The sequence below is a fragment of the Thalassovita taeanensis genome (assembly GCF_900110775.1).
GTDB classification, from domain to species: Bacteria; Pseudomonadota; Alphaproteobacteria; order Rhodobacterales; family Rhodobacteraceae; genus Litorimicrobium; species Litorimicrobium taeanense.
Genome location: NZ_FOEP01000020.1, coordinates 22,476 through 49,026, shown reverse-complemented (window position 1 = coordinate 49,026; position 26,551 = coordinate 22,476). Strand labels below are relative to the sequence as shown.

The 26,551-nt window shown below is 61.5% G+C and carries 26 protein-coding genes, 2 tRNA genes and 1 pseudogene; 14 read left to right on the top strand and 15 right to left on the bottom strand.

Translation table 11 applies throughout. From position 1 onward, the window contains the following. Positions 1-287 (top strand): annotated as a pseudogene (locus BSF79_RS18425) (FAD binding domain-containing protein); the annotation flags it as partial. A gap of 64 nt (positions 288-351) precedes the next feature. Here the strand turns inward: BSF79_RS18425 and BSF79_RS18420 are convergent. Both BSF79_RS18420 and infC read right to left on the bottom strand, forming a co-directional pair. Continuing rightward, positions 352-945, bottom strand: a complete 594-nt coding sequence (locus BSF79_RS18420; RefSeq protein WP_090271303.1) for an SAM-dependent methyltransferase — start codon at positions 943-945, stop codon at positions 352-354. An 87-nt stretch (positions 946-1,032) separates the two neighbouring features. Further along, complete coding sequence (gene infC / locus BSF79_RS18415; protein ID WP_090271295.1) at positions 1,033-1,632, bottom strand: translation initiation factor IF-3; 600 nt, start codon at positions 1,630-1,632, stop codon at positions 1,033-1,035. A gap of 147 nt (positions 1,633-1,779) precedes the next feature. Here infC and BSF79_RS18410 point away from each other — a divergent pair, with 147 nt between their 5' ends. Further along, positions 1,780-2,520 (top strand): hypothetical protein, encoded by a 741-nt coding sequence (locus BSF79_RS18410; protein ID WP_090271294.1) that lies wholly within the window; start codon positions 1,780-1,782, stop codon positions 2,518-2,520. Positions 2,521-2,607: 87 nt separating this feature from the next. Here the strand turns inward: BSF79_RS18410 and BSF79_RS18405 are convergent, their stop codons facing one another. The 5 genes from BSF79_RS18405 to BSF79_RS18385 form a co-directional block, all read right to left on the bottom strand. After that, on the bottom strand, positions 2,608-3,441 hold the full coding sequence (locus BSF79_RS18405) for a ferredoxin--NADP reductase (RefSeq protein ID WP_090271293.1): 834 nt from the start codon (positions 3,439-3,441) through the stop codon (positions 2,608-2,610). Between the two features lie 81 nt (positions 3,442-3,522). After that, a complete protein-coding gene (locus BSF79_RS18400) occupies positions 3,523-3,933 on the bottom strand; it encodes a DUF934 domain-containing protein (RefSeq protein WP_090271292.1) in 411 nt (136 codons plus the stop codon). Continuing rightward, a complete protein-coding gene (locus tag BSF79_RS18395; protein ID WP_090271291.1) occupies positions 3,930-4,673 on the bottom strand; it encodes a phosphoadenylyl-sulfate reductase in 744 nt (247 codons plus the stop codon). The genes BSF79_RS18400 and BSF79_RS18395 overlap by 4 nt, the downstream gene beginning before the upstream one ends. Further along, on the bottom strand, positions 4,663-6,330 hold the full coding sequence (locus BSF79_RS18390; protein WP_090271290.1) for a nitrite/sulfite reductase: 1,668 nt from the start codon (positions 6,328-6,330) through the stop codon (positions 4,663-4,665). Before BSF79_RS18390 ends, BSF79_RS18395 begins: the two co-directional genes overlap by 11 nt. Next, positions 6,330-6,632 (bottom strand): DUF2849 domain-containing protein, encoded by a 303-nt coding sequence (locus BSF79_RS18385; protein ID WP_090271289.1) that lies wholly within the window; start codon positions 6,630-6,632, stop codon positions 6,330-6,332. The genes BSF79_RS18390 and BSF79_RS18385 overlap by 1 nt, the downstream gene beginning before the upstream one ends. A gap of 194 nt (positions 6,633-6,826) precedes the next feature. Between BSF79_RS18385 and BSF79_RS18380 the strand changes: the two genes are divergently transcribed. After that, positions 6,827-7,294: an Lrp/AsnC family transcriptional regulator gene (locus BSF79_RS18380; protein WP_090271288.1), complete on the top strand. Its 468-nt coding sequence runs from the start codon at positions 6,827-6,829 to the stop codon at positions 7,292-7,294. Here BSF79_RS18380 and BSF79_RS18375 read toward each other — a convergent pair whose 3' ends face one another. Next, positions 7,295-8,479, bottom strand: coding sequence for a cytochrome P450 (locus BSF79_RS18375; protein ID WP_090271287.1), 1,185 nt, complete (start codon positions 8,477-8,479; stop codon positions 7,295-7,297). Between the two features lie 60 nt (positions 8,480-8,539). On the opposite strand from BSF79_RS18375, the gene BSF79_RS18370 reads away from it, so the two are divergent. From BSF79_RS18370 to BSF79_RS18350, 5 genes are all read left to right on the top strand, one after another. Continuing rightward, a complete protein-coding gene (locus BSF79_RS18370; protein ID WP_175545375.1) occupies positions 8,540-10,291 on the top strand; it encodes an ATP-binding protein in 1,752 nt (583 codons plus the stop codon). Then, a complete protein-coding gene (locus BSF79_RS18365; RefSeq protein ID WP_090271286.1) occupies positions 10,288-11,526 on the top strand; it encodes a sigma-54-dependent transcriptional regulator in 1,239 nt (412 codons plus the stop codon). Before BSF79_RS18370 ends, BSF79_RS18365 begins: the two co-directional genes overlap by 4 nt. Before the next feature lie 291 nt (positions 11,527-11,817). Beyond that, entirely contained in the window at positions 11,818-12,819 is a 1,002-nt protein-coding gene (locus BSF79_RS18360) for a TRAP transporter substrate-binding protein (RefSeq protein WP_090271301.1), read from the top strand. 79 nt (positions 12,820-12,898) lie between these two features. Continuing rightward, positions 12,899-13,588: a TRAP transporter small permease gene (locus tag BSF79_RS18355; RefSeq protein WP_090271285.1), complete on the top strand. Its 690-nt coding sequence runs from the start codon at positions 12,899-12,901 to the stop codon at positions 13,586-13,588. Between the two features lie 3 nt (positions 13,589-13,591). Then, positions 13,592-14,968 (top strand): TRAP transporter large permease, encoded by a 1,377-nt coding sequence (locus BSF79_RS18350; protein WP_090271284.1) that lies wholly within the window; start codon positions 13,592-13,594, stop codon positions 14,966-14,968. Between the two features lie 181 nt (positions 14,969-15,149). Here the strand turns inward: BSF79_RS18350 and tpiA are convergent, their stop codons facing one another. Then, a complete protein-coding gene (gene tpiA, locus BSF79_RS18345; RefSeq protein WP_090271300.1) occupies positions 15,150-15,905 on the bottom strand; it encodes a triose-phosphate isomerase in 756 nt (251 codons plus the stop codon). A 123-nt stretch (positions 15,906-16,028) separates the two neighbouring features. Between tpiA and BSF79_RS18340 the strand changes: the two genes are divergently transcribed. Continuing rightward, on the top strand, positions 16,029-16,949 hold the full coding sequence (locus BSF79_RS18340) for an isopenicillin N synthase family dioxygenase (RefSeq protein WP_090271299.1): 921 nt from the start codon (positions 16,029-16,031) through the stop codon (positions 16,947-16,949). Here the strand turns inward: BSF79_RS18340 and BSF79_RS18335 are convergent. The 5 genes from BSF79_RS18335 to BSF79_RS18315 all read right to left on the bottom strand — a co-directional run bounded on the left by BSF79_RS18335 (position 16,946) and on the right by BSF79_RS18315 (position 19,583). Next, positions 16,946-17,329 (bottom strand): TfoX/Sxy family protein, encoded by a 384-nt coding sequence (locus tag BSF79_RS18335; protein WP_090271283.1) that lies wholly within the window; start codon positions 17,327-17,329, stop codon positions 16,946-16,948. The genes BSF79_RS18340 and BSF79_RS18335 overlap by 4 nt on opposite strands. Before the next feature lies 1 nt (position 17,330). After that, a complete protein-coding gene (locus tag BSF79_RS18330; protein ID WP_090271282.1) occupies positions 17,331-17,681 on the bottom strand; it encodes a HesB/IscA family protein in 351 nt (116 codons plus the stop codon). A gap of 33 nt (positions 17,682-17,714) precedes the next feature. Then, positions 17,715-18,434, bottom strand: coding sequence for a DUF3307 domain-containing protein (locus tag BSF79_RS18325; protein WP_090271281.1), 720 nt, complete (start codon positions 18,432-18,434; stop codon positions 17,715-17,717). A 72-nt stretch (positions 18,435-18,506) separates the two neighbouring features. Beyond that, positions 18,507-19,124: a hypothetical protein gene (locus tag BSF79_RS18320; protein ID WP_090271280.1), complete on the bottom strand. Its 618-nt coding sequence runs from the start codon at positions 19,122-19,124 to the stop codon at positions 18,507-18,509. A gap of 96 nt (positions 19,125-19,220) precedes the next feature. Further along, positions 19,221-19,583, bottom strand: a complete 363-nt coding sequence (locus BSF79_RS18315) for an SUF system Fe-S cluster assembly protein (protein ID WP_090271279.1) — start codon at positions 19,581-19,583, stop codon at positions 19,221-19,223. Positions 19,584-19,835: 252 nt separating this feature from the next. On the opposite strand from BSF79_RS18315, the gene tgt reads away from it, so the two are divergent. From tgt to BSF79_RS18295, 4 genes are all read left to right on the top strand, one after another. After that, entirely contained in the window at positions 19,836-20,966 is a 1,131-nt protein-coding gene (tgt, locus tag BSF79_RS18310) for a tRNA guanosine(34) transglycosylase Tgt (RefSeq protein WP_090271278.1), read from the top strand. Between the two features lie 245 nt (positions 20,967-21,211). Further along, positions 21,212-23,617, top strand: a complete 2,406-nt coding sequence (gene lon / locus BSF79_RS18305) for an endopeptidase La (protein WP_090271277.1) — start codon at positions 21,212-21,214, stop codon at positions 23,615-23,617. Positions 23,618-23,809: 192 nt separating this feature from the next. Further along, positions 23,810-24,244 carry an HU family DNA-binding protein gene (locus tag BSF79_RS18300; RefSeq protein WP_090271276.1) on the top strand — a complete coding sequence of 145 codons (435 nt, stop codon included), beginning with the start codon at positions 23,810-23,812 and terminating at the stop codon, positions 24,242-24,244. A gap of 18 nt (positions 24,245-24,262) precedes the next feature. Beyond that, a tRNA-Val gene (locus BSF79_RS18295) sits at positions 24,263-24,337 on the top strand. A 192-nt stretch (positions 24,338-24,529) separates the two neighbouring features. Here the strand turns inward: BSF79_RS18295 and BSF79_RS18290 are convergent. Beyond that, a tRNA-Val gene (locus tag BSF79_RS18290) sits at positions 24,530-24,605 on the bottom strand. 352 nt (positions 24,606-24,957) lie between these two features. On the opposite strand from BSF79_RS18290, the gene BSF79_RS18285 reads away from it, so the two are divergent. Further along, positions 24,958-26,187: an acyl-CoA dehydrogenase family protein gene (locus tag BSF79_RS18285; protein ID WP_245776451.1), complete on the top strand. Its 1,230-nt coding sequence runs from the start codon at positions 24,958-24,960 to the stop codon at positions 26,185-26,187. Positions 26,188-26,551: the final 364 nt, after the last annotated feature.

Below are 26,551 nucleotides of genomic sequence, written 5' to 3'. Positions count from 1 at the left end.
CGAATTATCAGAAGTTCGCGCAGCCCGCGTCGCGGTTCGCGCTGGTGGGCGTGTTCGTGGCGAAATACGCCGACGGCGTGCGCGTGGCAGTGACCGGCGCGTCCGAGGGCGGCGTGTTTCGCTGGGCCGAGGCCGAGGCGGCGCTGACGGCGAATTTCAGCCCGGCGGCGCTGGCGGGGATGAGCGTGGACGCAGACGGGCTGATCGGCGACCTGCACGCCACACCAGCCTACCGCGCGCATCTGATCGGCGTGCTGACGGGGCGGGCGGTGACGGCGGCTGGCTGAAAGGCTGGCGCAAGGGCGGGGGCCGCGCCCCGCCCGCGTTTTGCGCGCGCTAAAACATAACGCTTCAGGCGGGTTTGCGTGCGACGAAGTCGAGCAGGGCGGACTGGCCGGAATGGCCGCGGCCTTCCTGAACCTCGCGGGTGTAGCTGCGGCATTCTAGGATGTCCCAGCCGACAAAGGCGGCCCGCAGGATTTCGTCGGTATACATATTTTCCACAAATGGCGGCCCGCCGGTGCCGAGGGCAATCTGATCGGGCGTATAGCCATGCAGCAGAATCAGGCCACCGGGGCGGACGCTCTGCTTCATGCCGTCAAACAGGCGTTTGCGATCCTGCGGCCCGACGAACTGAATGAAAATCCCCGCAACCAGATCATAGGGCGTGGGCCAATCATGGCTGAGCACGTCTTGCTGTTGAAAGGTCACGCTGACGCCGCGTTCGGCGGCCAGCGTGCGCGCCTTGGCGATGGCGGAGGGCGAGAATTCGAGCGCGGTCACGTCCATGCCCTGCTGCGCCAAGTAGACCGAATTGCGGCCCTCGCCGTCGGCCACGCTGAGCGCGGTGGCACCGGGTGTCAGCAAGGCGGCATGTTCCGTCAGGAACCGGGCCGGGTGTTTTCCGAAGACATACTCGGGCGTGGCAAAGCGTTCTTCCCACATGGGGTGTCCTTCGATCAGCAGAAATGAAAACGCCCCCACGTTCGGATAAACGCGGGGGCGTGAAAATGTGGCAGATCGGCGCGATCTTTACTTGGGCAGCGGACCGATCAGCATGATCATCTGGCGGCCTTCCATCTTGGGGAAGTTTTCCACCTTGCCAACCTCTTTGGTGTCTTCTGCAACACGCTCGAGCAGCTCGCGACCGAGGTTGAGGTGGGCCATTTCACGACCACGGAACCGCAGGGTGATCTTCACCTTGTCGCCGTTTTCAAGGAACTTGAACACCGAGCGCATCTTGACGCCGTAATCATGGGCATCAGTGTTCGGGCGGAACTTGATTTCCTTGATCTCGATGATCTTCTGCTTTTTACGCGCTTCGGATTCCCGTTTCTGAGTTTCGTACTTGAACTTGCCGAAATCCATGATCTTGCACACGGGCGGCACGGCATTGGGCGAAATTTCGACCAGGTCCAACCCAGCCTCCTCGGCCATGATCATCGCGCGTTCAGGGGATACGACACCGACGTTTTCACCGTCAGCGCCGATCAGCCGGATGTCACTCCCGCGGATGCGTTCGTTGATGCGAGGGCCGGTTTCGCGCGTGGGAGGCGCATTATGAGGTCTGCGGGCTATGGTATTGTTCCTTCGGTCATTGGAGAATTTCGAGGCTGCAAGGTAGCCTTCCATCGGTTTGACTTCAAGCGGCAAATCAGCGGAACTGAGCCGATTTTATAGCCTTTCCCCCTTGCTGCTTCCTTTGAATGTGCGCATCTGTCACCGAGTATCACATAGGCTGCACGAATGTGCGGCCCATTCAACGAGAGGACAAATGCCATGAAAAACCTGCTGTGGGTTGTTGTTGCCATTCTTATCGCGGTGGTCGGATATTTCGTCCTGGCGCCAAAGGCACCCGAGGCCGTGATGGAAGAGGCGCCGGCGGCGATCGAAGCGCCGTCGATGATCGAAAAAGCGGCGCAAGAGGCCGAAGCGGCTGCCACCGCAGCGGCAGAGGCAGCCAAAGCTGCGGCTGACCAGGCGGCGGAGGAGGCAAAAGCCGCTGCTGCGAAGGTTGAGGCCGAGGCGGCGGCTGCTGCTGCGAAGGCTGAAGAAGAAGCGCAGGCGGCGGCTGATGCGGTGAAAGCGGCGGCTGATGCGGCGGCGACCGAGGCGGCTGAAGCGGCGGCTGCGGCTGAAGCGGCGGCAAAAGAGGCGGCTGACGCTGCGGCTGCGACCGCGACGTCGGCAACCGAAGCGGCGAGCGATGCTGTGACTGAGGAGGCAACGGAAACCGCAACCGAGGCGGCCACCGCAGTGACGGATGCCGCCACAGAAACCACCACAGACGCGACAACAACCGCGACAGAGGCCGCAACCGAGGCAGCCCCCAGCATGACCGAGATCTTTTCGGTCGAGGGATTCGATTATGACAAAGCGGCCGAGGCCATCGACGCGTCGGATCTGAATGTCGGGGTCAAGCTGACCACCAAGGCGGCGCTGAAAAAGGCGCAGGACAATCCCGAGGTTCTGAAAAGCGTGCTGGAGCAGGCGCGGGACCTTCTGGGGCTGGGCGGCTGATCTTTCTCAGCTGTTAAGATCTGTAAAACAACAATGCCGCGCTCTGGATCAGGGCGCGGCGTTTTTATGTCAGGTCGGTGGCTGTGATCAGTCGACGAAGGCTTTTTCGACCACATATTCCTTGGGGTCGGAATTGGCGCCTTCGCGCAGGCCGTAGCCTTCGAGCATCTCTTTGAGTTCGATGTTGAAGGCCAGGTTGCCGCAGACCATCGCCCGGTCGGTTTCGCGATTGATCGGCGCGACGCCGAGATCGCGGAAAGCCTCGCCCGAGCGCATCAGGTCGGTGATCCGGCCCATCTTGGGGCTTTGTTCACGGGTGGTGGTCGGATAGTAGCGCAGCTTGTCACCGATCAGTTCGCCGATCAGGGGATCGTCTTTCAGCCCGGCAATCAGTTCGGCACCATAGGCCAGTTCGCCAACTTCGCGGCAGGTGTGGGTGATGATGACCTCGTCATAATCCTCGTAGGTTTGCGGTTCGCGCAGCAGCGAGGCGAAGGGGGCAAAGCCGGTGCCGGTGGCGAAGAACCACAGCCGTTTACCGGGCAGGATCGCGTCATGCACCAGCGTGCCGACGGGTTTGGGGCGCAGGATGATCTTGTCGCCGACTTCGATGTGCTGAAGCCGCGAGGTCAGCGGGCCGTCGGGCACCTTGATCGAGTAGAACTCCAGCTCCTCGTCCCACGACGGCGAGGCGATGGAATAGGCGCGTAGCAGCGGCTTTTGCTTGCCGTTGGCGTCAGGCTCGCCCATCAGGCCGATCATCACGAACTCGCCCGAGCGGAACCGCAGCGAGGCGGGGCGCGTGACGCGGAAGGAAAACAGCCGGTCGGTCCAGTGTTTGACCATGGTGACGGTCTGGGCATCGGGCAGGGTGGGCAGTTTGACGGGTTTGGCTTCGGTCACGGGTGTCATCTCGGTCATAATAATGTCTCTGGCCGATGATAAAACCGGCATTCCCTAGTTATCTTTGATCCATGTCAGTTGAAAGGCGCGTTTGCGCCGTCAGCCGGCGCGCAGCCGCGACTGATAGTCGTGGGCCTGCCAATCGGCGCGGAACGCCCATTGATTGTGCGGCTGGCGGGCGGCGAGGTCATCGCTGATTTCAACCTCGTCAAAGCCGGAGCGGCGGGCCATGGCATATTGATCTGAGATCACATGGCCACGGGCACGCAACCGACCGGTATAGCCCAGAAGCCGCAGGCGCCGGGCGATGGTGAAGCCACGGCCATCGGCGAAGCTGGGGAAATCGACGCGGATCATCTGAAGGCCGGGCAGCCTGTCCGTCAGCGTTTCGGGGGCGGTATCAGAGGGCAGGTCCAGCGCAATTGCATCGTTGGCGGCCTCGCTCAGCGGGGTGATGTCGGCGGTCCATGTGTCGGGGCCAAAGCCCGTATCGGTGACGATCACGCTCATTGTTGTGCTCCTGTTCTGACCATTTTTCCATCCACCATGTGGATGCCGCATTCGATTTTTTCCGTTCCACGCCAACGGCCTGCGCGCTCATCTTCACCCGGTTTGACGGCGGATGTGCAGGGTTTGCAGCCGATCGAGGGGAAGCCGCGGGCAACCAGTGGGTGGCGTGGCAGGCGGTTGTTGATCAGGTAGTCCTGAACATCCTGCTTGTCCCAATGGGCCAGCGGGTTGACCTTGATCCGGCGGTCTTCTTCGTTTTCAAAGAAATCGAGCGCCGAGCGGGTTGTGCCCTGAAACCGTTTGCGCCCGGTGATCCAAGCATCAAACCCCGACAGCGCCTGTTCCAGCGGCCGGGTTTTGCGCAGGGCGCAGCAGGCATCAGTGTCGCGCATATGCAGCGTGCCGTAGGGGTCCTGGGCTGCGACCTCGGCCGTGTTGGCGTGGATCACGCGCATATCCGTCAGCTCCAGCCGCTTGGCCACGTCGCGCTGATAGTCCAGCGTTTCGGGGAATAGCATCTGGGTGTCGATGAACAGCACCGGAGTGGTGCGGTCGATCATTGCCACCATATGCAGCAGCACCACGCTTTCGGCCCCGAAGGAGGACACCATGGCGATGCGCCCGACCTGAGGGTCGGACATGGCCCGGCGCAACACCGCGCTGGCCGCGTGGTGCTTGTAGCGCGCGTTCAGGTGCGTGACCCGCTCGGCGACGGGGGACAAGGGGGCCTCAAGCGGCATTTTTTCGGGCCGCCTCTGGGTAAAGCGCAGCTTTGAACGGGTCGAGGCCAAGGCGGCGGTACGCGTCGAGGAAGGTTTCCTCGGGTGTTTCGCGCAGGTCGAGATAGGCCAGGATCAGGCGTTCGATGGCGGGCACGATCTCGGTATAGGAAAAGCCCGGACCGGCGCGGGTGCCGACCACGGCGTCTTCGGTGGCGCTGCCGCCGAGCGTGATCTGATAGTTTTCCACCCCGGCGCGATCCAGCCCCAGAATGCCGATGTGACCGACATGGTGATGGCCGCAGGCGTTGATGCAGCCCGAGATCTTGAGCTTGAGCGGCCCGATGTCGTGTTCCAGTTTCAGCTCGTCAAACCGGGCCGCGATCTGTTGCGCCACGGGGATCGAGCGGGCGGTGGCCAGCGCGCAGTAATCCATGCCGGGGCAGGCGATGATATCGCTGATCAACCCGATGTTGGCGGTGGCCAGCCCGGCGGATTTCAGCGCTGCGTGCAGCGCGGGCAGGTCGGATTTATGCACATGCGGCAGGATCACGTTCTGCTCGTGGCTGATACGCAATTCATCGTGGCCGTATTGCGCGGCAAGGTCGGCCATCAGGCGCATCTGATCGCTGCTGGCATCGCCCGGCGTTTCGCCGTGGGCCTTGAGGCTGATCGAGACGATGCCATAGCCGTCGGCCTTGTGGGGGCTGAGGTTGGTGTCGGCCCAACTGCGGAAGATCGGGTTTGATTCGTATTCCGAATCAAAGGCTTGAGTGTCTTTGTTGATGTAGTTTGGTGCGGCGAAATGGGTTTCGATCTGCGCGAGCATGGTTTGATCGATGCCGTCGAACTGCGGGCGCAGTTCGGCGAAGCGAGCCTCGACCAGTTCCTGCATCTTCTCGAGCCCGTTTTCCAGCACGGTGATCTTGATCCGCGCCTTGTATTTGTTGTCGCGCCGACCCAGCAGGTTGTAGGTGCTGACGATCGCCTCGAGATACGGTAGAAGATCAGCTTTGGGCAGGAAGTCTTTGATAACTTTACCAATCAGCGGGGTGCGGCCCAAGCCGCCGCCGACGATCACCTCGAACCCCGGCTGGCCGTTCTGGGTGACCATGCGCAGACCGATGTCATGGGCGCGGGTCACGGCGCGGTCGTTGGGGCTGCCGGTCACGGCGAATTTGAACTTGCGCGGCAGGAACTGAAACTCGGGGTGGTCGGTGGACCATTGCCGGATCAGCTCGGCCACGGGGCGCGGGTCGGCGATTTCGTCGGCAGCGGCCCCGGCGAAGTGGTCAGCAGTTACGTTGCGGATGGTGTTGCCGGAGGTCTGGATCGCGTGCAGGTTCACCTGCGCCAGCGCATCCAGCATGTCGGGCACGTCGGGCAGGGTCGGCCAGTTGTACTGGATATTCTGACGCGTGGTGAAGTGGCCATAGCCCTTGTCCCACTTGTCGGCGATCAGCGCCAGCTGCCGCATCTGCGCGCTGTTGAGCGTGCCGTAAGGGATCGCCACGCGCAGCATATAGGCGTGCAATTGCAGATAAAGACCGTTCATCAGGCGCAGCGGCTTGAATTCATCCTCGGTCAGCGAGCCGTCGATGCGGCGGGCGACCTGTTGGCGGAACTGGTCGTTGCGGGTGGCCAGAAAGGCGCTGTCGAATTCGGAGTATTGATACATCAGGTCAGCCCCTCTTGCTTGCCGTGGAAATAGTTCGAGGGGCCGGTGCGGCGGAATTCCTCGCGGAAGTGCGTGGGTTCGGGGCCGGTCGGGCCTTTGGCAACCTCGGCCAGATAGACGCCAACGACGGTGTTCTGCTGGCGCTCGGCCTCGAGCTGGCGCAGCTGGGCGTGGGCCTCGTCCTCGATCAGTTCGGCCTGAGCCATGTCGCGGGTCCAGCCGTCCTGAGGGGTGAAATAGACAACATCGCCTTCGAGAAGGGCATTGGCGGTTATCACCTTGGGAGTGAAGGGGCGTGGCATCAGAGAGTCCTTCCGCTTGTGGCTGTTCCGGCCCGGTGAGCGCGGTTGACAGCGTCGGTGGGGCATTGGTTGACTTACTGTCCAATATAGAAAATATTCCCCCTATTGCGCCAGATGCGCCCACCGATAAGAATGATGTGGTTGGGTTTTGGCGCAACGTGGGGAAATATTCCGTAATTACCGGAGGTCGGGAAATGTCAGTTCGGTTGGATGCGACAGATCGGAAAATTCTGGCAGAGCTTCAGCGCGATGCCGGGCAGTCGTTGGATGAAATTGCACGCAAAGTCGGCTCGTCGAAGACGCCGGTTTGGAATCGCATTCGCAAAATGCGCGAAGCCGGGGTGATGGGGCCGCAAACAGTGGTTCTGGATGCTGAAAAGCTGGGGTTCGAGGCGTGCTTCTTTGTGCTGATCCGAACCTCGGAGCACGAGGCGGACTGGCAGCACAAGTTTCTGAATGCGCTGCGCAATCGCCCTGAGGTGCAGGAGGCGCACCGGTTGGCGGGGGACATTGATTACATCCTCAAGGTGCGGGTGAAAAACGCGCGGGCCTATGATGCGTTTTATCAGGCGCTGATTGGCGAGGTGAAGGTGCACAACGTCACGGCGCTGTTGTCGATGGAAGAGATCAAATCGACGACGGAACTGCCGCTTGAGGTGTAATCAGGCGGTGTCGATCATCAGCCGTTCAAGCCCGTGGAAATGGTATAGGTTCCCGTAGGTTGGCGGCTGAGTAAGGCGCAGTTCGGGCAGGCGGTCAAACAGGATCGGCAGGGCGATGCGCAGTTCAAGCCGGGCCAGCGGCGCGCCGACGCAGAAATGCAAACCGCCCCCAAAGGAAGAGTTTGTTCGTATTTTTCTGTCAGGGTCGAATCTGTCGGGGTCGGGCCAGAGCGCGGGGTCGCGGTTGGCCGCCCCCAGCAGCAGCGCCACCCGGTCGCCACGGGCGAAGCTGTGGCCAAAAATTGTTACGTTTTCATAAGCGTAGCGGGTGAACATGTGCAAAGGAGGATCGTAGCGCAGACATTCCTCGACGGTTTGATCAATGTGGTCTGGGCGTAGCGCGGCGGGGGCCGTGTTGGTTTCCAGCAGGGTTTTGACCGCGTTGCCGAGGGAATGCACGGTCGCCTCGTGTCCGGCGTTCAGCAGCAGGATGCAGGTGGTGATCAGCTCGTCCGTGGACAGGCGAGCGCCGTCTTGTTCGGCGGCGATCAGGTGGGTGATGAGGTCATCGGCGGGCGCGGTACGGCGGGCGTTGATGTGACCGGTCAGGAAGGCGGAAAACTCCTGCGCGGCGGTGACGGCGGCGTTTTCGATCTCGCGGCTGCGGCGGGCCTGATACATGGCCACCATGGCGTTGGACCAGTGCAAAAGCTGGTCGGCCATATCCTCGGGGACACCAAGCAGGCGGGCGATGATGATGACGGGAATGCGGGTGGCATAGGCGGGCAGCAGGTCGACCTGATCGGGCGGAAAAGCGTCGATCAGGTGGTGGCACAGTGTTTCAATCTCGGGTGTCAGCGCGGCGATGCGGCGCGTGGTGAAGGCGCGCAGCACCAGCGCGCGCAGGCGGGTGTGGCGGGGCGGCTCCAGTTCCAGCATGGAATGCGCCTCGATGTCATAGAAGGGGCGCAGGTGCGGCGGAATGGCGGGGGTCAGTTCGGGCGGCGCTTCGCGGCCAAAGCGGCGGTCTTTGAGCAGGGCCGAGACAGCGGCGTGGGAGACGGCGCAGGGCAGGCCGTAGTCGCGCCAGAAAAACAGATCCCCGGTGGCGCGGGCCCGGTGGTAGAACGGATAGGGGTTTTGGACAAAACCGGGCTGGGTCGGGGATTGGTCGAATGCGATCATGCGGGCAGCTTTGTCATGCCCTCTGGCCAATGCAAGGGGCGACGCGATAGATTGCGGCGCATGAAGCGATCCGTGTGGCGGCGTCTGACCGTGTTTATCCTGTTTTTGTCGGCTGTGACTGTCTTTGCGGGCGGGGTGTGGCGCTATGGCTATGTGCAGGCGCTGGACCAGGTGGCGCAGCGCGGCGAGGCGGATCTGACGCTGGCGACGGACCGGCTGACGGGGCAATTGCAACTGTATCAGCAGTTGGCGGTGCTGATGGCGGATCATCCGGGGCTGGCCGGGTTGAACGGCGCTGCGGATGTGGCGCGGGCGCGGGTGTTGCTGCTTGAAGTGGCGGATAAGACGGCAGCGCTGGATGTGCTGCGGGTTGATTCTGCGGGCCGGGTTTTGGCGACGGCCAACGGGACCGAGCCGGACATGGTCGCGGATCAGCCCTATTTTCAGCGGGCGCGGCAGGGGGCTTTGGGCGAGCATCATGGAATCAACGCGGTGACCGGGCAGCGGGCCTATTATTTTGCGGCACCGAGTTTCGATGGCGACGGGGTGTTCAGTGGCGCGGTGGTGGTGGTGGCCAATATCGGGCGGGTCGAGGCCGAGTGGCGCGGGGCGCGCCCGGCGGTGTTTTTCACCGACGACGATGGGGTGGTGTTCATTTCCAACCGCAGCGAGCTGTTGTTCTGGCAGCAGCGTACGGGGGGCGGGCTGCGTCCGCAAACCGGTGCGATGCCGGATTTTGCCATGCGCCAGACCGGGAGGCATGAGATGTGGCTGGCGGATTGGTCGCCCTATGTGCCGCGCCGGGCGTTGCATCTGGCGCGGGATTTGCCAGTGATCGGCATGCGGGCCGAGGCGTTGATTGATGTTGATCCGGCGCGGCGGCTGGCGGGGTTGCAGGCGGCGGTTGTGGCGGCGGTCTGTCTGGCATTCGGGGCGCTGTTGTTTCTGGCGACAGAGCGGCGGCGGACGCTGGCCTTGGCGAATGCACGGCTGGAAACGCGGGTGGCCGAGCGCACCGGCGAGCTGTCGGCGGCGAATGCGGCCTTGCGGCGCGAGGTGGCCGAGCGCAGTGCCGCCGAGGCGGCACTGAAGAAGGCGCAGGCCGATCTGGTGCAGGCGGGCAAGCTGAGCGCGCTGGGGCAGATGAGTGCGGGCATCAGCCACGAGCTGAACCAGCCATTGATGGCGATCCAGCAATATGCCGAGAATGGCGCGTTGTTTCTGGATCGCGGCAAGCCGGGCGGGGCGGTGCAAAACCTTGAGCGGATCAGCGCGCTGGCCAAGCGCATGGCGCGGATCATCAAGAACCTGCGCGCGTTTTCCCGGCAGGAAAGCGAACCGGTGACGCGGGTCGATCTGGCGATGGTGGTGGGCAGCGCGCTGGAACTGAGCGAGGCGCGCCTGCTGCAGGAGGGGGTGGCGCTGGAGTGGCACGCGCCGCCCGGCCCGGTCGAGGTGATGGGCGGCGAGGTGCGGCTGGGGCAGGTGGTGGTCAATCTGATCAGCAACGCGGTGGATGCGATGGCCGGGCGGACAGGCAAGCGGATCACGATCACGCTGCGCCGTGCGGGGGGGCAGGTTTTTCTGGATGTGGCCGACACCGGGCCGGGCATTCGCGAGCCGGAGCGGATTTTCGATCCATTTTATTCGACCAAAGAGGTTGGGGCCTCGGAGGGGATGGGGCTTGGGTTGTCGATCTCTTACGGGTTGGTGCAGAGTTTTGGCGGCGTGATCCGTGGACGAAACCGGACTGGCGGCGGCGCGGTGTTCACGGTCGAGCTGACGGCAGCGGCACAGGAGGCGGCGGCATGATACGGCGGGTGATGGTGGTGGATGACGACGTGGCGGTGCGCGAGGCGCTGGCGCAGACGCTGGAGCTGGCTGAGCTGAAGCCGCGCGCGGTGGGGTCGTTCATCGAGGCGAAGGATCATATCTCGGCCGGGTTCGAGGGGGTGATTGTCTCGGACATCCGGATGCCGGGGCGCGATGGGTTTCACCTGCTGGAGTATACGCAGGGGGTGGATGCCGAGCTGCCGGTGATCCTGCTGACCGGCGAAGGCGATATTCCGATGGCGGTCAAGGCGATGGGGCAGGGCGCGTTTGGGTTTCTGGAAAAACCCTGTGCCCCGGCCGATCTGCTGGCGGTGGTTGAGCAGGCGTTGAAAAACCGCGCGCTGGTGTTGGAAAACCGCCGCCTGAAGGCGCAACTGGAGGCGGGCGACCCGGCGGCGCGGTTGTTGTTCGGAGCCTCGGCGGTATCCGAGGGGTTGCGGGCACGGGTGCGGATCGTGGCGCAGGCGCGGGCTGAGGTGTTGGTCATGGGCGCGCCGGGATCAGGGATTTCCAAGGTGGCAGAGGTGATTCATCTGATGTCGCCGGTTGCCAAGGGACCGTTTGTGAAGCGGCCCGCGGCGGGGTTGGACCGCGCAGCGTTCGAGGCGGCTTGCGAGGCGGCGGCGGGGGGCAGCCTGTTTCTGGACGAGCTGTCGAACATGCCGACCGAGACGCAGTTTGCCGCGCTGGAACGGATCGAACGGGGCATGACGGCGCGGGTGATTGGCGGCACCACCAGCGATCTGCGGGCAGCGGCGCAGGACGGGCATTTCAACCCGGATTTGTTTTACCGGCTGGACGTGATGCGGGTGCGCATTCCGTCGCTGGCCGAGCGGCCCGACGATATTCCGGTGATGTTCCGGCAATATGTGGCGCAGGCCAGCGAGCAGGCGGGGCTGACCCCGCCCGAGGTGACGCCGGATGTGGTGGCCGGGTTGATGGCGCAGGATTGGCCGGGCAATGCGCGCGCGCTGATGAGTGCGGCGATGCGGTTCGCGCTGGGACTGGGTGCGGGAGAAGGCGAGGCGGACAGCCCCGGTGCCGATCTGGGGCTGGCCGAGCAGATGGCGCGGGTGGAGCGCAGCCTGCTGATTGCCGCGCTGCGCCGCGAGTTGGGCCATGCCAGCGAGGCGGCCAAGGCGCTGAAGTTGCCGCGCAAGACGTTTTACGACAAGTTGGCGCGCTATGGGATCAAACCCGAAGAGTTCCGCTGAGCCGGTTTGAGGCTGGGCTGCGCGGGATTCGGGCGCGGGGGCGTTCTGCTGCTGTGCGGATTTTCGCACAGTGATGCATCAGGCCTGTGCGGATTTCCGCACATTGCTGCTTTGCGGCATGGCGGGTATGTGTTGGGCGCATACCTAAGCGTTTGAAATAGTGGGTGTTTTTCAGGCGCTCAAAAAACGCTCACTTTTGCTTGAGTGGAGCCTCACCTTTGGGAATGTTCTGCATGTCGCGCCCGAATGGGGCGCACTGAAACGTTTTCGAGATTTCGGGAGGAGACCGACATGAAATTCCTGACCACTGCCGCAACGGCGCTGGCGCTGACTGTCACCGCACAGGGCGCGTTTGCAGCCTGTGACGATGGCGAGATTGTCATCAAGTTCAGCCATGTAACCAACACCGACAAACACCCCAAAGGCATCGCCGCCACCCTGTTGATGGAGCGCGTCAACGCTGAGATGAACGGCAAGGCCTGCATGGAGGTTTTCCCGAACTCGACGCTGTATAACGACGATCAGGTTCTGGAAGCGATGCTGCAGGGCGACGTACAGTTTGCCGCGCCCAGCCTGTCGAAATTCGAGCAGTTCACCAAACAGTTCCGCATTTTCGACCTGCCGTTCATGTTCAAGAACATCAATGCGGTAGACGAGTTCCAGAACTCGGAAACCGGTAAGGCGATGAAGCAGTCGATGACCCGCCGCGGTCTGCTGGGGCTGGCATTCTGGCACAATGGCATGAAGCAGATGTCGGCCAACAAGCCGCTGGTGCATCCTACGGATGCCAAGGGCATGAAGTTCCGGGTGCAGAACTCGGATGTGCTGAAGGCGCAGATGTCTGCCCTTGGCGGTTCGCCGCAGCCGATGGCGTTTTCCGAAGTGTACGGCGCGCTGCAAACCGGCGTTGTGGACGGTCAGGAAAACACCTGGTCGAACATCTATGGTCAGAAGTTCTTTGAGGTTCAGGACGGCTCGACCGAAACCAACCACGGCGTGCTTGACTATATGGTCGTGACCTCAACCGATTGGTGGGACAGCCTGCCCGAGGATGTACGCAGCCAGCTGGGCACAATCGTCGCCGAAGTGACTGCAAGCCGGAACGCTGCTGTGGCCGAAGTGGATGCGCAGGCGCGTCAGGCCATTCTGGATGCGGGCGGCGTGATCCGCGAACTGACGCCCGAGCTGCGCCAGGAATGGGTCGATGTGATGAAGCCCGTGTGGACCGAGTTCACCGCTGACGTCGGACAAGAGAACATCGACGCGGCCCAGGCGATCAACGCCAAACACTGAGCCTGAGATAAAGGCCAACTTGCCCGGCCCCAGAAACGGGGCCGGGTTTTCCATATCCTTCGGAGGGAAGGGGCACGCGATGTCTGCGCAATGTCAGCCGAAAACGGCGCTTGGCCGAGTGGTCAACGAGATCGAGGAGACCGGAATCGCGCTGATCCTTGGTCTGATGACCGTGATCACCTTCGTCAATGTGATCCTGCGGTATGGGTTCAACACCGGATTGATCTGGGGCCTCGAGGCGGTAACGTTTCTGTTCGCCTGGCTGGTGCTGTTTGGCGTCAGCTATGCGGTCAAGGTCACGGCGCATTTGGGGGTGGATGCGTTGCTGGTATTCTTCAGCCCGAAACTGCGCCGGGTTTTGGCGCTGTTGGCGGCGGCGGTCTGTATCGCGTATACGATGCTGCTGCTGAAGGGGGCGTGGGATTACTGGGCGAATTTCGCCAACCTGCCACAGACGACGGGGCGCTGGTTTCCCACCGGGCTGGAAGAGATGAAGCGGACAAGTTTCCGTGGCTGGTACGAGGTGGTGGATATCCCGTTCCCGGAATTCCTGCGCTGGATCGAACCGGTGATGAACGAGGGCGAGCATTACGAGAAGCTGCCGCGGTTCATCCCCTATGCCATCCTGCCTTTCGGTATGGCGCTGCTGCTGTTCCGGTTTCTTCAGGCGACGCTGCGCCTGATCCGGGGCGAGGCCGAAAGCCTGATCGTCAGCCATGAGGCTGAGGATGCCGTGGAAGACGTCAAACACATGAATTACGAGGAATAAGCCATGGAAGTTGCAGTTCTTTTTGCCATGGTCATAGGGCTGATGCTGATCGGGGTTCCGATTGCTGTCAGCTTGGGCATGTCCTCGATCGTGTTCCTGCTGGTGCTGGGCGATACCTCGCTGGCGTCGATTGCACAGACGTTGTTTCAGGCAATGGCGGGGCATTACACGCTGCTGGCGATCCCGTTTTTCGTCTTGGCATCGTCCTTCATGTCGACGGGCGGGGTGGCCAAGCGGATCATCCGGTTTTCCATCGCGCTGGTGGGGCACTTTCCTGGTGGTCTGGCGATTGCGGGCGTATTTGCCTGTATGCTGTTTGCCGCGCTGTCGGGGTCAAGCCCGGCGACGGTCGTGGCGATTGGATCCATCGTGATCGCGGGAATGCGGCAGGTGGGATACTCCAAGGATTTCGCCGCCGGTGTTATCGCCAATGCGGGCACGCTGGGCATTCTGATCCCGCCCTCCATCGTGATGGTGGTCTATGCCTCGGCCACCGATGTATCGGTCGGTCGGATGTTCCTTGCGGGGGTCATTCCAGGCCTGATGGCGGGCACAATGCTGATGCTGACGATCTATGGCATCGCCAAGGTCAAGAACCTGCCCAAGGGCGAGTGGCTGGGCTGGGGCGAGGTGTTCTCCTCTGGCCGTGACGCCGGGTGGGGGCTGTTTCTGATCGTGATCATCCTTGGCGGCATCTATGGCGGGATTTTCACCCCGACCGAGGCCGCGGCTGTGGCGGCGGTGTATGCCTTCTTCATTGCCAGCTTTGTGTACCGTGATATGGGGCCGCTGGCCCGACCAGAGGGCGAGCGAAACCTGAGCTTGATGGACAAGCCACTGGCGCTGATCACGGTCTTCTTCCACCGCGATACCCGCGATACGCTGTTCGAGGCGGGCAAGCTGACGGTGACGTTGATGTTCATCATCGCCAACGCACTGATCCTGAAGCATGTGCTGACCGATGAGCAGATCCCGCAGCAGATTGCGGGCGTGATGCTGGAAGCTGGCTTTGGAGCGGTGATGTTCTTGGTGATCGTCAACGTGATCCTGCTGATTGGCGGGCAGTTCATGGAACCGTCGGGTTTGATCGTGATCGTGGCGCCGCTGGTGTTTCCGATTGCCATTCAGCTGGGCATTGATCCGATCCATCTGGGCATCATCATGGTGGTCAATATGGAGATCGGGATGATCACGCCTCCGGTCGGTTTGAACCTGTTTGTGACATCTGGCGTGGCGGGCATGCCGATGATGCGGGTGGTGCGGGCGTCGCTGCCTTTCCTGGCGGTGCTCTTCGTCTTCTTGATCATGGTGACATACATTCCGATCCTCAGCACCTGGCTGCCGACGACCTTCATGGGACCTGAGATCATCACCAACTAGGCGTGATCCGAATGTGCGCTTCCGCGCGCCGATTGTGAAGAAACTGAGAAGCGACGCTCTGTATCGGGGCGTCGCTTCTGTTTTAGGCCTTTGCCCGTTTCTTTCTGATGAAAATACTCAAAATCCGACCTTCCCGATCACGGAGCGGCTGGATTTTGGATATTTGCAAAATGTGAAAGGATCAGGTCGTGCTGGCTTCGAGCGCTGTGATGATCGCGGAAAAGTCATCTGCTGTCAGGCTGGCGCCGCCGACCAAGGCGCCGTCGACATTGGAGATGGTGAAGATTTCAGCTGCATTTTCAGGTTTGACGGAGCCGCCATAGAGCAGCCGGGCCGAGCGTCCGACGCCTGCGCCGAAGCGGCGTTCGAGGCGGGTCCGGATGAAGTCGTGGACTTCGCCGATCTGGTCGAGGGTGGGGGTCAGGCCCGAGCCGATGGCCCAGATCGGTTCGTAGGCGATCACCAGGTTTTCACCGGTGGAATTGTCGGGCACCGAGGCGGAGAGCTGACCGCCGATGATGTCGAGGGTATTTGCGGCCTCGCGTTCGTCAAGGGATTCGCCGAGGCAGATGACGGTTGTCAGGCCAGCGGCGTGGGCGGCGCGGGCTTTGGCGCGGACCATTTGGTCGGTTTCCTCGTGATCCTGGCGGCGTTCGGAGTGGCCGAGGATCACGGCGCGTGCACCGGCATCAGCCAGCATGCTGGCCGAGATGTCGCCGGTATGGGCGCCTGAGGCCGCAGCGTGGCAATCCTGCCCGCCGATCAGCAGCGGGTGGTTGCCAAGTCTGGCCGAGGCCGCAGCGAGCAGTGTGGCGGGTGGGCAGAGCAGAAGATCGACGGCGGGTGCGGCGTGGCGGGTTATCAGGCGGTCCAGTTCGGCCAAGTCTGTGCTGAGCCCGTTCATTTTCCAATTGCCTGCGGCCAGTTTGCGTCGCATCATGCGTTTCCCCGTCAAATTGATTATTTTTCTGTTGTGGGCATCTTTGCCAGTTGGGCGCTGAGGTCAAGATCTGGCAGGATGAGAGTGACCCCTTGTGGGCAGAACGATGTGGAGGTGGCGATGATTCCATCCATTGATGCCGCAGCTTTGCAGGCAGGTGATCCGGCGACGTTGCGGCAGATGCGGCACGGCGCGCAGGAGGTCGGGTTTCTGACGGTGCATAATACCGCGATTTCGGCGCAGGAGGTTGTGGATGTGATCGAGGCCTATCGCGGGTTTTTCCGGTTGCCGCAGGCGCAGAAACAGGCGGTGGATATGGCGCGGACCGGGGCGAACCGGGGCTGGGGGGCTGCGTTGGCCGAGCAGGTGGACCCTGACGCGAACCCGGATTTCAAGCAGGTTTTCGATTGCGGATTCGAGCTGCCGCCGGGGGATCCGTTGGCGCGCCTTGGGGTTTATGCGCCCAATTTGTGGCCAGAGGGGCAGGCGGAATTCCGTCAGGTTGTGCAGGATTATTACGCCAAGGCGCTTGGTGTGGCGATGGGTTTGCTGCGGGGGATTGCCGCAGCGATGGGCGAAGATCGCAGTTACTTCGATGACAAGTTCAGCCGCCCGATGGCCTTGCTGCGCGGCAATTATTACCCGCAGCGGCCGGATTGGGCCGGGGAGAAGGATTTCGGCATTGCCGCGCATACTGATTATGGCTGTCTGACCTTGCTGGCGACCGACGGCACGCCGGGGTTGGAGGTGCTGACCCGCGAGGGGACTTGGCTGCCGGTGGCGGCAGAGCCGGGCACGTTCATCATCAATTTCGGTGAGATGCTTGAGATGTGGACGCAGGGGCGCGTGGTGGCGACTTCGCACCGGGTCAAGGGGTCGGCGGCCGAGCGGATTTCAGTGCCGTTGTTTTTCAACCCCAATCACGACGCCAACGTGGCGCCGATGGGGTCGGGCAAGGTGATCCTGGCGGGCGAGCATTTGTCGCGCCGGTTTGAGGAGACCTATGTTCATCTGAAGGCCGGAAGCCGAGCCGGAGCTTAGGTTTTACGGGCCTTCTTGCGCGCCTTCTGCTGGCGCTTTGCGGCCGCGGCGATATGGGCCGGGGGCAGCGACAGGCGTGCCCAGTGCAGCGCCTCGTCGGGGTCATCCAGCGCGCTTTCGGGCAGGGACATCAGGCTGTTAATGGCCTGCGTCCGGCCGCCGCGTTCATAACTGAAGGGGGTGGAGCCCGCTTCAAGGAAGGCGTGTTCGGTGGTCGCGTCGGATTTCATGAACAGGGTTCCGGCGCTGCTGATCATCGCGAACATCACGTCGTCTTCGACATAAAGCCCGGCGCCCGAGAACATGCGCCCGGTGCGGATCGGGCCAAGACCGGCGAAAAGGTCGCGCAGGTGATCCAGAAACTCTGGATCGACGGCCATCTTACATGCCTGCAAACTTGATGGATTCGCCGCAGCCGCAGGCCTCGGTCACGTTGGGGTTGTTGAAGTGGAACCCGCTTTCCAGCAGCGAACTGCGGTAATCAATCTCGGTCCCGAAGAGGAACATCTGCGCCATGGGGGCGATCATCACCCGCGCGCCGTCCTGTTCCACGACCTCGTCCATCGGATCAACCTCGGAGGCGTAATCCATGGTGTATTCCATGCCGGCACAGCCGCCTTTTTTGACGCCAATGCGCAGGCCCTTGTGACCGTCCTTGGTCATCAGGCGCGCGATTTGCGTCGCGGCGGCGGGGGTGATGCTGACGGCCTGTTTGCCGGGAATGCCGAACATGGGTTTGGTCCTGTTGTGTTGCTTGTCTGTAATCTAGGGCTGTTGGGCGGCAATCTCAAGCGGGGGCAGGCAAGACAACAGCCATTGGGTGGCATAAGCGGCCAGAATTGCCCAGCCGAACGAGGCCAGAGTGCCGATGATGACATATTCGGCTGTGCGTTGGTCGCGGGTGGCGGTGCCGAAGCGCAGGATTGATTTGGAGGCGACCAGAAAGCCAACGCCCAGCGGTTGGCCCAACAGAATCAGCGCGAAGATCAGGCCGCGTTCCAGCATTCCGATCAGGCGCCCGCCCTGTTTCAGCCCGTTGTTGCGAATGCGGGTGGCGTGTGGGCGCATCAGCAGGCCAATTGCGTATTGGCCTGCGGTGATGGTGGCGATCAGCCCGGCCAGCAGCGCCATCAGTGGCAAAAGCTGCGGCAGGGCGGCCCACATCCCGGTTTGCCACAGGTCGGGCACCAGCACGGCCACGACGGCCAGTGTCACCAGATGCGCGGCCTGATCGGTCATGAAACCTGACAGCCCGGAGAATCGGCCATAGGTTTTGATGCAGTCGATCAGCAGGTGCACACCCGCCAGCACCAAGAGCGGGGCCGAGGCCAGTTGCCCGGTGGTGGCCTGTGCGGTCAGCAGCACCAGCGCCGCATGCAGCAACAGCACGCCGAACCGCGCCTTGTTGCGGATAATCCAGTCGGTTTGCAGCACGAAGTCGGCCAGCATATGCGCGAACAGCAGCGCGGTGAAGGTGTGGATCATGCGGGCGGCTCCGGTCTGTGGGGCAAGGAAAAGGGCTTGCTTTTAATGCTGGCAGGTTAATTCGCTTGCATCTTAGGGGGCGGTTTCGATCAGCGCCAGCGCCTCGGTCAGGGCGGCGTATCCGGCGCCGGACAGGGCCTGATCGACCGCTTGGCGGGAAATGCCGATCAGCGCCGCAGCTTCGGTCCGGGTGGGCGGTGTGGGGGGCAGCATATGCAGCAGGGCGCGGGCCTGTGCCGAGGTCCAGCTTTGGCTGATATGGTCGGCCAGGCAGGTGGCTGCGGCGAGCGCACCGCCGCTTGCGTGGGTCATGGTAACGGGGCCGGTCATCGCGTCCAGCCCCCGGCCCGAGGCGACGAAAGCCGCGCCACCGGCGTGGTTCAGGTCGGGCGCGTCGGGCAAGGTAGCGGGGCCAGTGGCGATTGAAACGCGGGTGGACAGATCCTTGCCGCCGATACGCAGGGCGGCGCGCAGATACAGTGCCGCGCGCAGGGCCATTTCGGGATGCACCAGATAGATTTGCCAGCCATCCCCGCGGCTGCGGGTAAAGCGGGGCGACGCTCCGCCTTGCCAGTCCGAAATCTGCTGCGCGGCCTGTGCCAATGCCTGTATCGCGTTTTCGAGCCGCGCGCGGGGCAGCGCGGTGGATGCGATCAGGTCTCCGGTCAATACGGCGATGGGGTGGGTCATGCGGCCTCCGTCAGGCGAGAGTGCCGCAGGATTGGGCGTTTTGCAAGTATTTTTACTTGCATTTTGCGAAAGCAGGTAAAATAACTTGCGAAGTGTTTACATGAAGCCGAGTTCGAGGCGGGCCTCGTCGCTCATCATTTCCATGCCCCATGGCGGTTCCCAACACAGGTCAACTTCGACATGTTTGACGCCATCCATCGGTTCAATCGCCTCGGCGACCCAACCGGGCATCTCGCCTGCGACCGGGCATCCGGGGGCGGTCAGCGACATGGTGATGTGGACTTCGTTTTCAGGGCTGATATTGATCGTGTAGATCAGACCAAGGTCATAGATATTGACCGGGATCTCGGGGTCGTACACGGTGCGGCAGGCCTCGACCACGGCATCATAGAGCGGATGATCGGTGCTGGAGGGCGCGATCAGCGGGGCGCCTTCAAGAGGTTCTGCGGTCTGGGTCATCTAACCTGTCCATTATTTCCTGAGTGAAGATATAAGGAACGCCGCGCCCGAGGTAAAGTGGGGCAGGGCAATCTTGGTGTGTGCGGGGCCTTGCGGGGGGCTTCTTGCTCAATAGGATAGCTTGTTCGCATAGAGAGGCCCTGACATCTTGGCATTTGCTGCAAACTGTCCGATAGGGGGGCGTTTGCCGCGCAGGCTCGGCGAAACGGGGCCGCGTGTGGGACGGGGTAGTGTGAGCAGAAGGGGTAACGAATGACGGCACGGATTGAATTTAGGCTGAACGCCACTGATGGCAAGGCGCGCACCGGCGTGATAGCGACCCCGCGCGGTGATATTCGCACGCCGGCCTTCATGCCGGTGGGCACGGCGGCGACGGTCAAGGCGATGCTGCCCGAAAGCGTGGCGGCGACCGGGGCGGATATCCTGCTGGGCAATACCTATCATCTGATGCTGCGGCCAACGGCCGAGCGGATTGATGCGCTTGGCGGGCTGCACAAATTCATGAACTGGCAAAAGCCGATCCTGACTGACAGTGGCGGGTTTCAGGTGATGAGCCTGTCCGGTCTGCGCAAGATGAACGAAGAGGGAGTGACCTTCAAATCGCACATCGACGGGTCGCGTCACACCCTGACGCCCGAGCGTAGCATGGAGATTCAGCGGCTTCTGGGCAGTGACATCGTGATGTGTTTCGATGAATGCACGCCGTTTCCGGCCGAGGAAAAAGTCGCGCTGGAAAGCATGCGGATGTCGATGCGATGGGCGCAGCGCAGCCGTGATGCCTTTGGCGACCGGCCCGGCCATGCGCTGTTCGGCATTCAGCAGGGCAGTATTTTCCGCGATCAGCGCGCTGAAAGTGCGGAAAAGCTGAGCGATATCGGGTTTGATGGCTATGCTGTTGGCGGGCTGGCAGTGGGCGAAGGTCAGGAGATGATGTTCGATGTGCTGGATTATGCCCCTGATATGCTGCCGCAGGACAAGCCGCGGTATCTGATGGGAGTGGGTAAGCCCGACGATATCGTGGGCGCCGTAGCGCGCGGGATTGATATGATGGATTGCGTGCTGCCGTCGCGCTCGGGGCGGACGGGGCAGGTGTTTACCCGCCACGGCGTGGTGAATATCAAGAACGCCCGGCATCAGGATGATCCACGGCCTTTGGACGAGGCATGCACCTGTCCGGCGTGCCGCAGTTATTCGCGAGCCTATCTGCATCATGTGTTCCGCGCGCAGGAGATGATCAGTGGGATGCTGCTGACATGGCACAACCTGCATTATTATCAGGAACTGATGCAGGGGATGCGCGACGCGATTACGGCGGGCACATTCGAGGCGTTTCAGGCGGCCTTCCACGCGCAGCGGGCCGAGGGCGATATCGAGCCGATGTGATCGCACATGGCAAAGGCGGCGCCCGAAAAGGCAAAACCCGCCGCCGCGTGCAACCATCAGGGGAAAATCAATCATCTTTCCAGAACGCGCCTTGCCGATGCTGCGATGCGAGGGCATTCTGACTGTAACGAAACCGTTATACGGTTGAAACGCGCGGGGGAGACCCCAGATATTGTATCGTGAAAGGGACGGCGGGGCCGCCGATGACCGGGGCCGCATCGTCTGCTGATAATAAAGGACCGAGTATGCAAGAGCCACTCAACCCCTCCTATCCTGTCCTGCCGCTGCGCGACATTGTGGTTTTCCCCCATATGATCGTGCCGCTTTTCGTGGGCCGGGAAAAATCCGTGCGCGCCTTGGAAGAGGTGATGCAGGATGACAAGCAGATCCTGCTGTCGAGCCAGATCGACCCTTCGGTCGATGATCCGGCTGAGGACGGGATTTACAAGGCTGGCGTGCTGGCCAACGTGCTGCAACTGCTGAAGCTGCCCGATGGCACCGTTAAGGTGCTGGTCGAGGGGCAGGCGCGTGTGCGGATCACCGAGTTTCTGGAAAACGAGTCGTTCTTCGAGGCGAAGGCCGAGTATCTGACCGAAATGCCGGGTGACGCGGCGACGATCGAAGCGCTGCTGCGCACGGTTTCGACCGAGTTCGAACGCTACTCCAAGGTCAAGAAAAACATCCCCGAAGAGGCGCTTGTTGCGGTCTCCGAAGCATCGGAGCCTGCGAAGCTGGCTGATCTGGTGGCCGGGCATCTGGGCATTGAAGTAGCGCAGAAGCAGGAATTGCTGGAAACGCTGAGCGTCAGCGAGCGGCTGGAGAAGGTTTACGGCCTGATGCAGGGCGAGATGAGCGTTCTTCAGGTCGAGAAGAAAATCAAGACCCGCGTCAAAAGCCAGATGGAGCGCACCCAGCGCGAATATTATCTGAATGAGCAGATGAAGGCCATTCAGAAGGAGCTGGGCGATGGCGAAGAGGGTGCAAACGAAATTGCCGAGTTGGAAGAGCGGATCAACGCCGCCAAGCTGAGCAAGGAAGCGCGCGAAAAGGCCGATGCCGAGGTCAAAAAGCTCAAGAACATGAGCCCGATGAGCGCCGAAGCCACGGTGGTGCGCAACTATCTGGATTGGATGCTGTCGATCCCGTGGGGCGTGAAATCGCGCGTCAAAAAGGATCTGCACAAGGCGCAGGCGGTTCTGGATCGCGACCACTATGGACTTGAAAAGGTCAAGGAGCGCATCGTTGAATATCTGGCGGTGCAGCAGCGCAGCCAAAAGCTGAAGGGGCCGATCTTGTGCCTTGTCGGGCCGCCGGGCGTGGGTAAAACCAGCTTGGGCAAATCGGTCGCCAAGGCCACGGGGCGCGAGTTTATCCGCATCTCCTTGGGCGGGGTGCGTGACGAATCTGAAATTCGTGGCCACCGTCGGACTTACATTGGGTCGATGCCGGGCAAGATCATTCAGGCGCTGAAAAAGGCGAAAACCACAAACCCGCTGATCCTGTTGGACGAGATCGACAAGATGGGGCAGGATTTCCGGGGGGACCCGGCCAGCGCCATGCTGGAAGTGCTTGATCCTGAGCAGAACTCGACCTTCGTGGACCACTATCTTGAGGTCGAATATGACCTGTCGAACGTGATGTTCCTGACCACGGCGAACTCCTATAACATGCCGGGCCCGCTTCTGGACCGGATGGAGATCATTTCGCTGGCCGGTTACACCGAGGACGAAAAGCGTGAGATCGCCAAGCAGCATCTGATTGCCAAGCAGGTCAAGAACCACGGCCTGCGCAAGGGCGAGTTCGAGGTGTCGGATGATGCACTGGACGAGATGATCCGCCGCTATACCCGCGAAGCGGGCGTGCGGAACCTTGAACGCGAGCTGGCCAAGCTGGCGCGTAAGGCGGTAACGATGATCGTCAAGGGCGAAGCGAAGCAGGTCAGGGTCACGATCGACAATCTGGACGAGTTCCTGGGCGTGAAGAAGTTCCGCTATGGGCTGGCTGAAGTCGAAGATCAGGTCGGGGTTGTTACCGGGCTGGCGTGGACCAGCGTGGGCGGCGATCTGCTGAGCATCGAGGCGTTGCGCCTGCCGGGCAAGGGTCGGATGAAGACCACCGGCAAGCTGGGCGATGTGATGAAGGAATCCATCGACGCGGCGAGCTCTTACGTGCGGTCGATCAGCCCGAAAATTGGGGTGAAGCCGCCGGTGTTCGACAAGATTGATATCCATGTCCACGTGCCCGATGGTGCGACGCCCAAGGACGGGCCGAGTGCGGGTCTTGCGATGGTGACATCGATCGTTTCGGTGCTGACAGGCATTCCGGTGCGCAAGGACATCGCCATGACGGGCGAAGTGTCATTGCGGGGCAACGCGATGCCGATCGGCGGGTTGAAGGAGAAACTTCTGGCGGCACTGCGGGGGGGCATCAAGACGGTGCTGATCCCGGAGGAAAACGAGAAGGATCTGGCGGATATCCCGGACAACGTGAAAGAGGGCATGACCATCATTCCCGTTTCCCATGTCAGTGAGGTTCTGCGCCACGCTTTGGTGCGTGCCCCCGAGCCGATCGAGTGGGACGAAGCTGCGGAAGAGGCCGCAGCGGCGGCAGCTTTGAACAAAAGCCGAGGCGAAGGCGCCACGGCGCACTAAGCGAAGCGATCATGCATTGAGCTGTTTCGGCGGCGCGTCCCATCGGGCGCGCCGCTGGCATTTCGACCATATGTAGATAAAATTGACGCATCTGGCGGCTTTGGCCGGATTGTCTGTAGTCGATTAGTGGATTTACACCCCGTGCTGCGCTATAAGTGGGTCAACAATAATCAATCGAGGGCAGCAGGCACCATGGCACGCGCAACGACACCGGCAACCACATCAACCCGAACCACAACCCGCAAGACGCCTGCGCGCAAGCCACGTGCAACGGCACCCGCTGTGGAAGCGCCTGAACCGGTTGTGGTCAATAATGACATCCCGGTTGTGCTGGGGATGGAGATGAAAAAGCGCGAGTTGATCGAGCTGGTCGTGGAACGCGCAGGCGTGAAGAAAAAAGACGCAAAGCCCGCGATCGAAGCGATGCTTCAGATTCTTGGCGAAGCGCTTGCGGACAGTCGCGAGATGAATTTGCCGCCGCTGGGCAAGATCAAGATCAACCGGATCAAGCAACTGAGCAATGCCAAAGTGATTACCTGCAAGCTGCGCCGGAACGATGCTGCGGTTAAAGCGCCGACAGAGCCGCTTGCAGAACCGACAGACCCCCTTGCAGACGCCGCCGAGTGAGTCTAAAAGCCGCCCACCGGGTGATTAGCTCAGTGGTAGAGCGCTTCGTTCACATCGAAGATGTCAGGGGTTCAAATCCCTTATCACCCACCATCATTTCCATTTAAGATCAAATTCTTAAACGAAAACGGGCGCGCCAGTATTTGGTACAGCGCCCATTTTTGTATAGTGAATTCAAGCCGTCTGGGTCTGTTCTGAAAGCGGGTTTCGGTTTCTATCGAATTTCTGGACGCAAAGCGCACACGGCCTTGATGGCTTGCGGGGTCTTGAATTTCGAAGAGGGGATGGTGGGTGATGAGAGGCTCGAACTCCCGACATCTTCGGTGTAAACGAAGCGCTCTACCAACTGAGCTAATCACCCGTGAGCGGTCGTTTACCCAAAGCTGCGGCCGGGTGCAAGAGGTATTGGGCTTGAAAATGCGCGGGTCGGGCAATCCTCTGCGGATGAAGCTATGCGCATGTGATCAATGAAGCGCGGACCTTCGTTTTGTCGGGCTTTTTGGCAGCACTGGCCTGCATGATTTGGTGCGGATTGCGCGATGCGCTTTGATACCTGTCGCGGAGCGCGCTGCTGGCGCTGAGGTCAGACAGTTTCTGTGCCTGTGCGGTTGGGGGATCATGGTTTTTCGGATAATGATGCTTTCCTTTGGCAAACCTGCGTGGTGTTATCCGCGCGGAACGATATTTCGCAATGAGGAATGAAGGGGAGAGAGATGGATTTTGGAATGAAGGAGGCGAACCGGGCGCTTCTGGCGCGGGTTGCGGAGATGATCCGAGACGAAATTGCGCCTTTGGCGGATGAATATCACGCCGAGATCCCCAAGGAAGACCGCTGGCAATATACCGCGCGGCAGGCCGAGATCCTTGAAGGGCTGAAGGCGCGGGCCAAGGCGGAGGGGCTGTGGAATTTCTGGCTGACCGACAGCGACAAGGGCTTTGGTCTGAGCACGGTCGAATATGCCTATTTTGCCGAAGAGATGGGCAAGACCCCGCTGGGCGCCGAAGTGTTCAACTGTTCTGCGCCAGACACCGGAAACATGGAGGTATTCGAGCGGTATGGCACTGAAAAAATGAAGGCAGACTGGCTGGCGCCGCTGTTGGAGGGGAGCATTCGCTCGGCCTATCTGATGACAGAGCCGGATGTGGCCAGCTCGGATGCGACCAATATCTCGATGTCCTGTGTGCTTGATGGCGACGACTATGTTCTGAATGGAGAAAAATGGTGGGCGTCGGGGGCGGGGGACCCGCGGTGCAAGGTCTATATCGTCATGGTGCGGACCGGCGGAGAGGATCAGCCGAAACACCGTCGCCACAGCCAGATCGTGGTTCCGGCCGGAACCGAAGGGATCGAGATCCTGCGCCCGATGCAGGTTTATGGCGATGACGATGCTCCGCATGGTCATATGCATTTGCGGTTCACCAATGTGCGCGTGCCGCGCGAAAACCTGTTGCTGGGCGAGGGGCGTGGTTTCGAAATCAGCCAGGGCCGCCTTGGGCCGGGCCGCATCCATCACTGCATGCGGGCGATTGGTCAGGCGGAATCAGCCTTGGAGCTGATGTGCAAACGCTCTCTGGAGCGGGAAGCTTTCGGCAAGCCACTGGCGCAGCTGGGGGCGAATTATGACATCATCGCTGAATGCCGGATGGAGATCGAGCAGGCGCGCCTGCTGTGTCTCAAGGCGGCTTGGTATATGGATCAGGGGGATGCCCGTGCTGCGGCGCCCTGGATCAGTCAGATCAAGGTTGTGGCTCCGCGTGTGGCTCTGAAGGTGATTGACGAGGCCGCGCAGATGTTCGGCGCGATGGGTATCAGTCAGGACACGCCGCTGGCAGGGAAATGGACCCATGTACGCACGCTGCGTCTGGCCGACGGACCGGATGCAGTGCACCGGCGTCAGGTCGCGCGGGCTGAGCTGAAGAAATACACTCAGCAGAATATGTAGGTGTCGGTTCTATGAGATGGTGAGGGGGAGGGCTTTGGCCAAGCCCCTCGCCGGATGTGTCGACCATCAGGCGGAATGCCACTTCAGGTGTGCGATATAGCTCGCTCATGCGGGCGTTATTGAGGTTCGTATACTCTGAACTAGAAATCGCCGCCCTGTTGGAGCGGCGATTTTGGCGGTCTCCCAGAGGCGATGCAAACGCTGATGTTTTTTGCAGCGTCCTCGCTGCATTCTTATTTGCCCTTCCCTCCTCCGGAGGAGCCATTCGAACGACCGCCGCCCGAAGGGTTTCCTGTCTGAGAGGGCCATCCTCCGCCATTACCTTGACCTTTACCCATCGACACTTCTCCTTTTTCATAAGTGA